This is a genomic window from Paenibacillus sp. FSL H8-0260 (genome assembly GCF_045040625.1).
In the GTDB taxonomy this organism is placed as follows: domain Bacteria; phylum Bacillota; class Bacilli; order Paenibacillales; family Paenibacillaceae; genus Paenibacillus_AQ; species Paenibacillus_AQ odorifer.
Genome location: NZ_CP150298.1, coordinates 1,696,555 through 1,709,481, shown reverse-complemented (window position 1 = coordinate 1,709,481; position 12,927 = coordinate 1,696,555). Strand labels below are relative to the sequence as shown.

Genomic DNA, 12,927 nt, shown 5'->3' with positions numbered 1-12,927 from the left:
AACGGAAACAAAAAAAGGTCAACCAAATATTTCTGGTTAACCTGATAAACGAAAACTCCCCCGGATAAAGAAGAACCGGTGCCCTTGTATTAGGCTTAATCCGTAATCTTCACATTTCCAAACACAGCCTTATTCCTCGAGTCATCCCCGGGATTGCTAAGTGCTATGCCAATATACACCTTGCGGTTCATCGGAATCTGAACAGTTCCGACCGTTTGCCAGTTATTCCCGTTCGTCGAAATAGCCCCTTTGAAGGTATTTCCACTTCGGGTCAGCTTTAGCCATCTTGGAGCCGAGGCAGCCGCAGTCTGATCAACCATATTGCCCGCAGTCTCTGCACGATACTGGAAGGTGGCCCCATTCTCGGGGGTAAGCATCATATCTGCGTGCTTCGAATTATGACCCAGCGACTCCCGAATCATAATGCCGGCCTTGGCCCAGCCGTCCAATCGGTTAGTGGACTGCACTTTAACAATAATCTCCGCATCGCCCCGCACGGATTGGTATATATAATTCAATTGATCTCCATTTCCCCAGATATCCGTAGAGCTGCTGCTGAGTGTAAATTGCTTATTGGAAGAATTGTAGGTAACGTTCCCCGGCATGGAACCAATATTTCGCGCCTTCCACCCTGCTGGTAATTGAGCCGGATAGTCTTGTTCTACCGGAGGCGTCCAGCCTGGCGTAGGCCAGGTTTCACGTTCTTTGATATTGGCTAGCTCATCTTCTGGCCAGGCCCCGTAAGCAAAGAACGACAGACGCTTCACACCTGGATAATTCTCGCGGATTCCCTTGTAAATCTCCTGATATTGATCATCTGTCCAGTCATTATCCAGCGTCGCAACAATTTCCACATCACTGCCGCTAATCCGGTCGCTCGTATCCTTCAGGATTCCGTAGGAAGTGCTGTATACCCAATCACTGTTGAACTCCCAGTCATCAAAGTACGCCATTGGTGCAACAAAGTCGATATCATCCTTGAATTTGGCTACATTCTGCCCAACTTCAATGAATTCTGGCGGCAAAATATACACGCCGAGCTGCACATCCGGCTTCGAGGACTGTGTGATATCCTGACGGATATCGCCCACATACTGTCCGATTTGTTCGGTTCTCCATTCATTCCACTGCTCACGCTGAGGCGAATCTGTCTCGAAGTCAATGCTGAGCGGTGAATACCCGAACTGCGCCTGATACTTCAGGGCCGTGTAATCACTGACGTCCATGTTGTAATTGTCGAAGCGGATCCAATCCAGCACAACGCCATCCACATCATAATTCTCGATTACTTCCTGAATAATGGAACGCTCATACTCCTGCACTTCATGGTGAATCGGATTGACGAAGTATTCGTTGCCGTTAGAACCTGTAAACGGTGTCTGAACCCCGTCAACCAGCGCCTGCATCTGCCATTCATCGTGCTCCAGGAAAGCCTGCTGATCATGGAACTGCGGAATCCAGGCATGAACCTTGATTCCTGCAGCATGGGCTGCCGTAATGACAGCCTGCAGGGCATCGAAATTCTGGTAGCCTTGGGCAATTGGTGCGATATTACTCTGATAAAATACACTTCCAGACGGAACCTCATCATCTTCATCCTGCTTCACGTTCATGCTAATAACATCGACGCCATAGCTTGTAGACAGCGCGATGAAATTCTGGACATCCGCCATGTTCTTAAACTGGTTTACGGTCCGTACAATAACTTCCGTTTCGAAAGGGGGGTTACTCTCCTCTTCGGCCATAACAGGAACGGAACCACCGGCTATCGAAGAAACCAACACGATGCTTAACAGTGCTATGAACCTCGATCTCAACGCAAATGCCATAATCTCGCCTCCACAATTATAAGATTTTATAAATAGTCTTATTTCGTCGCGTTGATTTTCTTAACATTTTCCTGCCATTTTTCGGTTCTGAATTCAAGCAGCTTAGCAAGCCCCGCTTTTTCGGTGTTCTTTTTAGTTGTCTTTAGCGCCGATAACACCGCTTCATCCGACTTCGCCTGAACCATCTGGGCGTAAGCAAGGGTATAAATATCCCCGATATTCTGTGCGATGATGCCGATCTCCGTATCCGGAATCGGATCGGTATTTACAAACTCTGTGATATCCAACGCGGTTTTCCAGGTCACCGTGGACTGCGCCACGGTCTCCCAGGATTTCTGGTTCGCGGAAAGCAGCGCCTCGAGGCTCATTTTCGCCGTATCAATAAAGGTCGTATTTCCCGCCCAGTTAAAGTCCTCGAATTTCCGCATCGTTTCCGTACGCTCGTTAGCAGGAGTCGTCTTGTATTTCTCATTCGGGATTGGAGCTCCGTCCGCATCCTCTTCATCCCAGTACAAGCCTTTAGGACCGAAGAAAAGCACCTTCTGCCCCTCCGGACCCGTAATCCAGTCAAAATAAGCGAAGATGGCCTCCGGATCCTTGGCCTTTTTCGTAATGACATTAACGTTCCAACCCAGCGTCTCAAAGCCGCTTACAAACACTCGTGTTTTGTCTAGTCCGGATTTATGAATCGGCCATATAATCTCATAACCGCTGTCCGGATTATTCGCTGTCAGTGCCCGGTGTCCCTCGGCTCCATACGTAGTGATATTGGATTCGACCATGACTGCTACCCGGTTGGTATTGACCTTTTCTTTGACCGCATCCTGGGTTTGCTGCAGTGCATCCTGCGTAATCAGCCGTTCACGATACAGCTTATTAATATATAGCACCATCTCTTCGTAAGCAGGATCATCCAAGATAGATGACAGCTTGTCGCCATCCGGATATCCCATGAGTGAAATAAACTTACTGGTGGAGTTCTCCTTAAAACCACCATACATAATTTCCAGACCTGCCCCCTTCTCCCCAACCTCCAGAGGTACTACATCCGGATACTTTTCTTGCACCTTAAGCAAATATTGATACAAATCATCAAAGGTCTCCAGCGCCGGTCTGCCGAGTTCGTTATAAATATCTTTATTCACCATCCATCCGCCGTTGCCGAATTGCCCGGATGTATACCAGTTCGGGATTTGATAGATTTTCCCGTCTTCTGAACGGAGCAAATTCAGGGTGGATTCCTTCACATATTTCTTGAAGTTCGGATACTTCTCATAGTAATCATCCAGCGCAACGAGTTGTCCTGCCTGCACCAGCCGCTCCACTGAGGATCCCCGGTCAGTAAAAATGACATCCGGTAAATCACCGCCGACGATCATCGTGTTGAGCTTTTCTCCGGCCGCTCCTCCGGATTGTATGGGTTCAACAGTAACCTTACGGTTCTCCTGAATCCATTTTGTCGCCTCATTATCCCCCCAGGGTGATGTCGTAAGCCAGTCATAGTTTCCATAGAAGCTGAAGGTGACGGGCTTGATCCCGCTGCCGTCATCTGTGGCGGCCTCAGTATTCAGATTTTTCTCGCTTGTGTTTGGTGAAGTGTTAGAATTCCCTCCTCCGCTACAGGCAGCGAGAAGAAGCACCAGTGAAGTCAGCAAAAGAGATACCCATTTCATACGATTGCGCATCTTTTCCCTTCTTTCTACATAATATGGAGACTGCTATTCTTTCATCGAACCAATCATTACGCCCTTAACAAAGTACTTTTGGAGAAAAGGATACGTCAGGATAATTGGAATGGTAGCGATCATCATCGTAGCCATAGTCAGTGACTTCGTGGTAATCGTCCGATTCCGGTTCATATGATCCAGCGCGATAGCATTCGATGAGCCAATTTGGGTCATGATGTTGGAGTTCATAATCTGGCGCAGCAGGGTCTGTATAGGGAGCAAGTGATCCTTTGTAATATAGATCGCTCCCGTAAACCAGTCATTCCAATAACCTACTGCGGTGAATAAGGCAATCGTGGCCAGCACCGGGCCGGAGACCGGAATGACGATTCGGAAAAAAATGCCGTAGTTGCTGCTGCCGTCGATTTTGGCAGATTCCTCCAAACCCTCCGGCAGAGCATGGAAGAAGGTGCGGATGACAATCATGTTCCAGACACTGATGATGCCGGGGATAATCAGCACCCAAAAGGTGTCCAGCATACCCAAAGAGCGAACTAGTAAATAACTAGGGATGAGCCCTCCACTGAAGAACATCGTAATCATGAAGAACACCATATATTGTTTTCGAAAAAGCAATGTCTTCTTGGACATTCCGTAGGCTAACAGTGCCGTGAAAAAGACAGACAATGCCGTGCCGCTTAACGTTCTAAGAATGGTGATCAGAAAAGAATTCAGCAGGCGTTGATCCTGAAACACAATATAATAATTTTCCAGGGTAAAAGCTCTCGGTAACAAGGTTACACCGCCGAGCGCCGTATCGCTCCCTAGATTAAAGGAAATGACCAACGCATTCCAAAACGGGTATAGCATGAGTAACGCCAGCAGCGTCAAAAGGATATAAATACTCCGCTGCATGATTTTGTCGCCTAGGCTTAGTCTCATTATTCACCCCTCCTAAAAGGTTTATGGAGCATCGGAAGCATTCGCTATGAGTAGTAGTACTACCAGAGACTAACATCTGCCCGGCGAGCGATTTTGTTGGCCGTCACTAGCAGAATGACACTGATCACCGCCTTGAATAGCCCTACCGCTGTCGCATAAGAGAATCTGGCATTTAAAATCCCAACACGGTACACATAGGTGTCGATAACATCGGAGTAGGGTCGCAGAATTGGATTGGTTGCCAGCAGCAAAATGTCCTCGAAGCCCGCACTGAGCAGACTGCCGATGGCAAGAATCATAAAGATGATGATAATGGGGGTAATGCTGGGGAGTGTAATCAAGTGAATTTGCTTAAACCGGCTTGCTCCATCTATAGAAGCGGCCTCATATAGGGTTGGATCAATACCTGCAATCGCGGCCAGGTAGACAATGCTCCCGAATCCGACCTCTTTCCATACATTTACGCTTACTAGAATCGACCAAAAGTATTTGGGTAACGCCAGGAAGTTAACTGGCTCCCCTACCAAATTGAATCGCTCCAGCAAATAGTTCACCGTTCCGTTATCAACGGATAACAGCGAAAATACAAAACCGGATACAATAACCCAGGACAGGAAATAAGGTAAATAGCTGACGGTCTGGATAATCCGTTTAAAGCCCATATTCCCGATTTCATTCAGCATCAGTGCAAGAAGAATCGGGGCAGGAAAAGAGATAATCAATTTAAGCAAGCTAATCACAAGGGTATTTCGCATCACATTCCAGAACTCCGGCGCCTCGAAGAACATTCTGAAATGCATAAATCCAACCCAGGGGCTCTTCATAATGCCGCCAAAAATATCGTATTGCTGGAATGCCATAACCACGCCATACATCGGAATGTAGCTAAAAATGAATACAAAGATAATTCCCGGCCAAACCATGGACTGCAAATCCAATTGACTGATAAATTTCTTCCATCTACGCGGTTTCTCGGCCGTGTTCATCCGCTTTTCCTCCTCTGGACGATTCTAGTGAAACAACGGCAACAACGATTTGTTCTTCTCCAGCATTTCATCCAGCAGTTGTTCAGCTACGGTGACCGAAGGCACGAGCGGATGATGAACCATAGCCTGTAGGGCTATATCCCGGTCTCCGTGTACAGCCGCCTCGATGGTGAGGCTCTCGTATTGCTTGACCGCGGCCAGCAAGCCTTTGATGGGCTGAGGAACTATACGCAGCGGAATCGGCAGCGGGCCTTGCTTGGTTACCATACAGTTCACCTCAATAGAGGCATCGTCCGGCAAGAAGTCAATCATTCCGTTATTCCTTACATTCAACGTCTGGATATCGCGGGAATCATTATAAATGGAGCGCATCAGCAGCACTGCCGCCTCCGAGTAGTAAGCTCCGCCGCGCTGTTCCAACTGCTTGGGCTTTTCCTTCAGCGCTACGTTCCGGTACAGTTCAAACAGCTCTTCCTCCACCTTCTTCACTACCTCAGCGCGCGATCCAGTCGTTGCTGCTGCTTCCTTCTGTTCCGCAAGCATCGCGTCCGTCATATAGTAATAGCTCAGGTAATAAGAGGGAATCGCTTTCAAAGCATTCAGAAACCGGTAGTCCCAGGAATCAAACGGCACATTGCTCGCCTTGTAACTCTGCGGGTAATCAATGAGCTCCTGCAGCTTGCTTTTACCGTCAATCACGATATCGGATACCCAGTGCAGATGGTTGATGCCGACAAACTCCGCGTAGATTTTCTCCATAGGAAGTCCGAAGAATTCGGAGAGCCACTTTTGAAAACCAATCGGCGAGTTGCACAGGCCTACGCTTTTTACCGATGAGTATTTGTGAACAGCTTCAGTCACCATACCGGCCGGATTCGTAAAATTCAGCAACCAGGCATCCGGAGCCAGCTCCTCAATGTCTTTGCAAATATCCAGAATGACCGGGATGGTCCGTAGACCTTTCATCATCCCTCCGGGACCTGTCGTCTCCTGGCCGATGACATTGTATTGAAGCGGAATTAATTCGTCCCATTTGCGCGCTTCCAGCATGCCTACCCGGATTTGCGTACATACAAAGTCCGCTCCGGCAATGGCCTCCCTGCGCTCAAGTGTCTGGACCACGGTAATCGGCAGTCCGGACTCAGCAATCATGCGTTTGCTCAGTTCTGCAATCGTATGCAGCTTCTCCCTTCCCTCCTCAATATCCACCAGCCATACTTCGCGAATGGGAAGCTCTTGGTGATGCAGGATGATGCCTTCAATAAGCTCAGGCGTATACGATGATCCCGCTCCGATGACAACCAGCTTCAATGTTTCCTCCATGATAGACCCTTCCTTCATCTTTTTCATTTTGGTCTTATAAAAACTAGCCTATTGTGTTCAGTACTTTCCCCTGTGATAGATTATCTAGAACCTTCTGATCTACACGCATACCGCTGCTTTCCATAGCCAGAACGACCGATCCTACAACCGGCTCCCGGGTCAAAATCCTTAAAGTGCCATTCGGAGCCGACAACTTCACTCTTCTCTCAATGGCCCGCCGGATGATGCCTGAGCGGTCTCCCTTTGTCAGCAGGCTGCCTGCAAGTACGATGTCGAAGAAGTCCTCCTCCATGCCCAAGCGATGGATGGCCGATGCCGCGGCCAAACCCAGCTCATCCCCTTGCTTGACCAGCAGCTCGGTGGCAACCTGGTCCCCTTCCTCTGCCGCTTGAAACAATAGTTCAGCAATATGGGGAGGCAGGTCTCTGAAATGATCCAGGTAATCCTCTCTTAGCTCCGAAACATTGGAATAGCCCAACAATTCCGTTAAGCGTTCGGTTAGGACCGTCTCCTTCTCTCTTCCCTCATCCGCCCGAAGGACGCTACGGAATACCTCAATACTTAAATCATAGCCACCGCCATAATCCCCGAACCGGTAGCCGAATCCACCACATTGGTATGTAGCACCCAACGGATTTTTACCACTACAGTTCACGCCCGATCCGCAAATCAGCACGATCCCGTAGTTCTTCTCTGTACCTGACCGCAAGGCAATCCAGGTGTCGCAGGAAATCTCAGTTTGGGGAAGATCAAAGCTGCTGATGATCGGTCGCAAAATCCGGAAATCAGCCTCTCTGTCCGCTCCCGCTAAGCCGAACCAGGAGTAATCCAGCTGATCCTTGGTCAGCCCTGACGCCATAATTGCTTCCGATATGGCCTGCTGCAAACTGTTCACCGCCTGCTCACGGTTTATTTGATGATTTCCGATCCCACCCTTGCCAACTCCGATGACCTTCCCTTGTTCATCTGCAATCATTGCGTGGGTTTTACTGCCTCCTGCATCAACTCCCAAAAAATACTTCACGGATGATTTCACTCCTAAAATTCAAGGTAATCTAACAGATGCGGTGGATTCACGAATGAGTAGCTGCGGAGCGAGCTTCGTTACAGCGGGCGGCATCACCTCCCCATTGATCATTTTTAGTAGTAAATCAACGCCTATATTGCCCATTTGTGCCTCAGGTTGTCTGACCGTCGTTAACCGCGGGTAAAATTCACCTACGAACTGCTGATCATCAAATCCAACAATTGAGATATCGTGGGGTACTCGAATTCCCTCTTCCCGGAGAGCCTGAACCATTCCAAGAGCAATAAAATCGTCCCCGGAAAAAAAAGCTGTCGGCAGCTTATCTTCGCGGATCCATCTCTTGGCCACCTCATAGCCGCCGCTTACTGTAAAACTGCAGTATTCCGTTCCGAATGGCGTTAACCCGGCATCCTCGAGCGCTTGGACATAACCGCGCTTACGCTCCGCTACACTTAGAAATACCGAAGGGCCGCCAATATAGGCGATTTGAGTGTGCCCAAGATCGAGCAAGTGCTTTGTAGCCTCATACCCGCCTTGATAGTTATCGACCACGACGCTAGGCACATCCTCATGCTGAAACTGGTTATCCAGCAATACAAACGGAATATTTTTTCTTTTCAGTTCCTCTACATATGCCTTTTCTTCAAGTGGGGACAACAGGATAATTCCATCAACGCGATCCTTCTGAAACAGGAAATTATCGCCTTCATCCTCATTCTCGGCGATCGATAGGGCTAAAAAATACCCTTGCGCCGCCAGCTTCCGGTTCACCACGCGAATAACCCGGTCATAGAAAGAGTCGTTAAAGTTGGTAATCGACATCCCGATGACTCCCGTTTTGCCTCTCACAAGACTCCGCGCTGCTGAATTGGGCTGATAATTTAATTCCTCCATAGCTTTCAGCACTTTCTGTCTATTAGCTTCCCGTACAGAGGGTAAATTGTTAAGCACCCTGGATACGGTCACTACAGAGAGTCCCGACTTTTTGGCTACATCATGAATATTCATCTTAGCTTCCATACCTCCGTCACCCCAAAGTTTAAACGATTAAACTTTTTAGGTAAATAAAAAAACCTTACCTTTCGTGATATTTCTATGTTCTGATTGAAAATTGCACACTGAATGTCAGCTTTGCCTTTATCAAGAACACCAAAATTCTTTGCAAAAGTTTTAAGGTTTTAACTAATTTACATTCTACTTACATTTCCAATATCCGTCAATACATAAAATGCAGCCAAAACAAAAAGCAACTCATCCGCAGACAAGTTGCTTTTTAGACACGCTATTCCCCCTTCCATTGCTTCTATCATCCTCAGGTTAATTGGTAATTACCCATTGTTGTCGATCAAGAGTAGGATCAAGCTCGCTAAGGGACAGTGTCGACCCATCCGCTGATACTTCTATCGCTTTCTTATGATGAGCAGAAATAATACTTACGGTCCCATCATCATTTTTGTAAAAAATCCAACGCTGATTGTTATATCCGAGATAAGGGTATAACTGAATTTTATTTTGCCCTGTGTCTAGATCAAGCGCCTGACCGGCTGTTGTACGAATAGAATAGGAACCTGCATCGTCCCCCGTCGGCACGAATACCCACTTCTGATCCGTAAAATCATTCGCATCCTTCAGTGTAACAGCTTCACCATTTGCGAGATTTGCTGTATAAAGGGATTTCTCTAGTTCTGCATTTACTAGACTGGAAGTGGTTAAATCGGCAGGTGTTTCTCCGCTCACGTTAACGTTTTGATATGAAACATTTCCGCCAAATACATGTAGTCCAAAGCGGCCTTCTGCAAATGTGCCGTCCTGCAGGTCGATCACTTTCTGCCCATCCACATAAACCACGATATGCGGGCCCTTCGCTTCGATTTTCACTTTGTAGGTTTGACCCGGCTGAATGAACGTCGGAACTTTTGCTAGAATCTGACGCTCTTCAAAACGGCCGTCGATTTTATAAAACAGACGGATGGACTTCATATTCGGATCCAGATTTAAGTAGTATCCGCTGCGTCCATCTTCGCTGGCACGGAACAACATAGAGCCTGCTCCTCCGGATCTCCCTAACATCATCTCTGCTTCATAAGTAAAATCTCCTGCCTGCTTCTCTGCGATATAATTCGCGTCACTCCAGTAATTTCCACGAATCCCATTTTCACCAATGACCCAGGAGGCTGCAGATAGATCTTTAGTCCACCCACTTAAGTTCGTATGAAATTCACCCCCAGATACCTTAACTAATAAGCTAGCGGATGTCTTCCCATTTGGAGTAGAGACGGTAATGATAGACTCGCCTTCTTTTTTAGCTACAAGGGTTGCCTGGGATTTATCCACCACGTTTAGTTCAACAACATCCTTGTTACTGGAATTCCATTTAAGCGGCTGTGCCCCATTACCGGTACCATTCTCTACCATCGCCAAAAGTATGTCGCTTTGCCCCTTGCTCAGTTCGCGATCACTTGTATCCATCATTATCTTGGTAGCTGAGCCCGTCTCCTGATTCCATACAGAGCCTAACTGATTCACCTTCAGAGATACGACTTTTACGTTGCCTCCTTTGGTGTAAAAACTCAAAGCTCTGCTGGCTGGATCCGGAAAAATGACGTCAGAGAAAACAACTTTACCGTTGTTGCCAAAAACCTCAATAGAAGACTCATCTACAAGGATACGCAGCTTAACTCGCTTGTTCTCCGTTTGCATTGCCGCTTCATGTCTTGTATTAAATAGACTCGAAAAATCCGTCAAACCAGATGCAGACCGATCCACGAAAATCCGACCCTCACCAGGTTTATATCCAACAACCGTTTTTTGACTTCCCCCTACACGAACGTTAAAGCCAAATTCACTAACCTGACTACCTGCTGGAATTTCTACTTCAGCTTCAATTTCGTATGCACCAGAGGTAACCCCTTTCAATAGATTCTGAGAAGAAGGAATCACCTCTTTGTTAGCAGTAGAATACAGCTGACTACGCAGCGATCCCAACTCCTTGATCGGGCTTTGAGCGAGCTGAATCCCATCTTTTGTCGTTACTAATGAGACTTCTCTTGGGATTGACAGTACGCCTTTCCAATGGCTTGTTGGAAAAGCAAACGGATAGTCCCAGTTTGTCATCCACGCCATCATTACGCTGCGATGATCTGGCATGTTTGAAAAAGACATTGAAGCGTAGAATTCTTTTCCAAAATCTGTTCGCAATACTTTCCCTGCCGGATTATCATTAACGAATTTACCATCCGCTGTTAAATGACCCACAAAATATTCAGCATCTGATCCGCCTGTTTTTGAATTCGCTCCTGTACTAATCATCAGAACCCATTTCTTCTGTGATGTTCCGTCTACCGAAAGCTGAAGCAGATCCGGACATTCCCATACACCGCCGCGAACATAGTCCCCGTATCCCCAACTATCTGTCAGGGTCCAATCAAGTAGATTTGTTGAAGTAAAGAAACGAATATGATCTCCACCGGATACAACCATTACCCACCTGTTATTGTCATTATCACGAATCACTTTCGGATCACGGAAATCCCAGCCTCCCGGCTCCCCTCCATTATCGCCTGGATTCTCGATAACCATTGGACGTGTCTTGGAATATTCCCAAGTACGACCTTGGTCCTTGCTGTATGCAAGACCGATACGCTGATTCCCATTCGGGCCATCGGGATTATAGGAAGTGTAGTAACCAATCAGTCCCTTACCTCCTGAATCCCCGAACAAACCTGATGCATTCGTCAAATCTGCCACAGCTGATCCAGACCAGACATGCCCATGATCATTCCACGGCAGCGCAATCGGAAGCCGCTTCCAGTTCAGCATATCTTTACTGACAGAATGTGCCCAAGTGCCTCCGTCCTGATGGAATAGATGATATTCACCTTCGAAGTAGACAAGTCCGTTCGGATCACTGGCAGAACCACGAATTGGCGTATAGTGGTATTGAGGACGATATTTTTCACTATAATAATTGCTGGCATCCGTCACATAGGTATCCTGGAAGTAAGCTGTTCCCTGTTTAACAACGATTCCTGCATATCCATCGGTATAGGTTTTATCTGTTAGATCGATTGCGGCCGGGGTGTATCCATCTAGAAAGACCTGAATTCTGTTTCCCCTCGCCTTTATCTCTACATGATGTTTTGCTCCGGCCTGACTTGGATAGGTATGCTGTGAACTTGCAATCGTTGTTCCGTTAGCTTTCGTCAGACTTACACGAACCTGATTTCCTTCCTTCGTAAGGGCTGCTTCATATCCCTTTGTTCCATCAGCCGATGAACGAAAGGCGAGCGCTGCAACAGAATCAGGACGAAGAGATAGATTTCCTTCATATACAAAATCAGCAGCTTGTTTATTATAAATTTGCTGTGACTTCATCTGGTTTACTGCCATTCCTTTTTTGCCGTTGATATTAGGCTGCCATTGTCCTTTATTTGTAACCACAGCACCCAAATTTCCTTTCAGGTCACTCACGAAAATATTTTGGAACAAAACAGAACCATTCCATACATTGAGTCCCAGCTTACCAGTACGATACGCATCATCCTGAACCTCAATCAAAGGTTTATATTCGTTGTCCCAATATACTTTCAGTGATGAACCCTCTGCTTTCACCTTGAGATGATAGATCTCTCCTGCCTTAATAGTAACCTTCCGCTCCTCTTTTAATTTCCCTTCACCATCACTTGCGTCTCGTAAGCGGATCATACCTGCATTCGGAACAATTTGGAGCATGTAGGAACCCCAGCCATCTTCATTAGAACGGAACAATAAGGTCGCGTCCGCTTGCATATCCTTGATCATGACATCAGCTTCATAGATAAAATCCTCTGACACCGTTTCGGAGATTGCCATTACATTTTCTTGTGGATCGGAAGTCAGTAAAATCCCTTCCACAGTATCCGCCAACTTACCTTTTCCTTTTATTTGCCAACCTGTCAAGTTTGTGTTTGTTTTGGTTACGCTTTCAAAAATAGAAAGCCCCTCCTTAGCTTGTTTACTTACCTCCTGATCAGCGGGCGCAGCCCAACCCATACCGGGATTGGCTACATATATGCCTGCGGAAGTCATAACAAATCCTGTTGCCATGAGAAAGCGTAAAGCTACTTTTCCCTTATTAACCATCTTCTTCACCCTCTTTTTCTATCATCAATCAT

8 protein-coding genes are annotated in these 12,927 nt (G+C 47.0%); all 8 read right to left on the bottom strand.

Annotated features, from left to right (window positions below; genetic code table 11):
- Positions 1-95: 95 nt before the first annotated feature.
- The 8 genes from MHI51_RS07395 to MHI51_RS07360 all read right to left on the bottom strand — a co-directional run bounded on the left by MHI51_RS07395 (position 96) and on the right by MHI51_RS07360 (position 12,895).
- On the bottom strand, positions 96-1,829 hold the full coding sequence (locus MHI51_RS07395) for a family 10 glycosylhydrolase (RefSeq protein ID WP_076276577.1): 1,734 nt from the start codon (positions 1,827-1,829) through the stop codon (positions 96-98).
- A 38-nt stretch (positions 1,830-1,867) separates the two neighbouring features.
- Positions 1,868-3,514: an extracellular solute-binding protein gene (locus tag MHI51_RS07390; protein ID WP_405173726.1), complete on the bottom strand. Its 1,647-nt coding sequence runs from the start codon at positions 3,512-3,514 to the stop codon at positions 1,868-1,870.
- 33 nt (positions 3,515-3,547) lie between these two features.
- On the bottom strand, positions 3,548-4,441 hold the full coding sequence (locus MHI51_RS07385) for a carbohydrate ABC transporter permease (protein WP_405174044.1): 894 nt from the start codon (positions 4,439-4,441) through the stop codon (positions 3,548-3,550).
- 56 nt (positions 4,442-4,497) lie between these two features.
- Complete coding sequence (locus MHI51_RS07380) at positions 4,498-5,424, bottom strand: sugar ABC transporter permease (protein ID WP_076185343.1); 927 nt, start codon at positions 5,422-5,424, stop codon at positions 4,498-4,500.
- A gap of 24 nt (positions 5,425-5,448) precedes the next feature.
- Entirely contained in the window at positions 5,449-6,747 is a 1,299-nt protein-coding gene (locus MHI51_RS07375) for a 6-phospho-beta-glucosidase (protein ID WP_405173725.1), read from the bottom strand.
- A gap of 43 nt (positions 6,748-6,790) precedes the next feature.
- Positions 6,791-7,771 carry an N-acetylglucosamine kinase gene (locus MHI51_RS07370; RefSeq protein WP_076125294.1) on the bottom strand — a complete coding sequence of 327 codons (981 nt, stop codon included), beginning with the start codon at positions 7,769-7,771 and terminating at the stop codon, positions 6,791-6,793.
- Positions 7,772-7,792: 21 nt separating this feature from the next.
- Positions 7,793-8,794: a LacI family DNA-binding transcriptional regulator gene (locus MHI51_RS07365; protein WP_076125296.1), complete on the bottom strand. Its 1,002-nt coding sequence runs from the start codon at positions 8,792-8,794 to the stop codon at positions 7,793-7,795.
- Between the two features lie 297 nt (positions 8,795-9,091).
- The gene (locus MHI51_RS07360; protein ID WP_405173724.1) at positions 9,092-12,895 is read right to left on the bottom strand and encodes a GH32 C-terminal domain-containing protein; all 3,804 of its coding nucleotides are present in this window, start codon (positions 12,893-12,895) and stop codon (positions 9,092-9,094) included.
- Positions 12,896-12,927: the final 32 nt, after the last annotated feature.

Coding starts and splice junctions, on each gene's coding strand:
- MHI51_RS07395 (WP_076276577.1), bottom strand. CDS start 1,829: ATGGCATTTGCGTTGAGATCGAGGTTCATAGCACTGTTAAGCATCGTG.
- MHI51_RS07390 (WP_405173726.1), bottom strand. CDS start 3,514: ATGCGCAATCGTATGAAATGGGTATCTCTTTTGCTGACTTCACTGGTG.
- MHI51_RS07380 (WP_076185343.1), bottom strand. CDS start 5,424: ATGAACACGGCCGAGAAACCGCGTAGATGGAAGAAATTTATCAGTCAA.
- MHI51_RS07375 (WP_405173725.1), bottom strand. CDS start 6,747: ATGGAGGAAACATTGAAGCTGGTTGTCATCGGAGCGGGATCATCGTAT.
- MHI51_RS07365 (WP_076125296.1), bottom strand. CDS start 8,794: ATGGAAGCTAAGATGAATATTCATGATGTAGCCAAAAAGTCGGGACTC.
- MHI51_RS07360 (WP_405173724.1), bottom strand. CDS start 12,895: ATGGTTAATAAGGGAAAAGTAGCTTTACGCTTTCTCATGGCAACAGGA.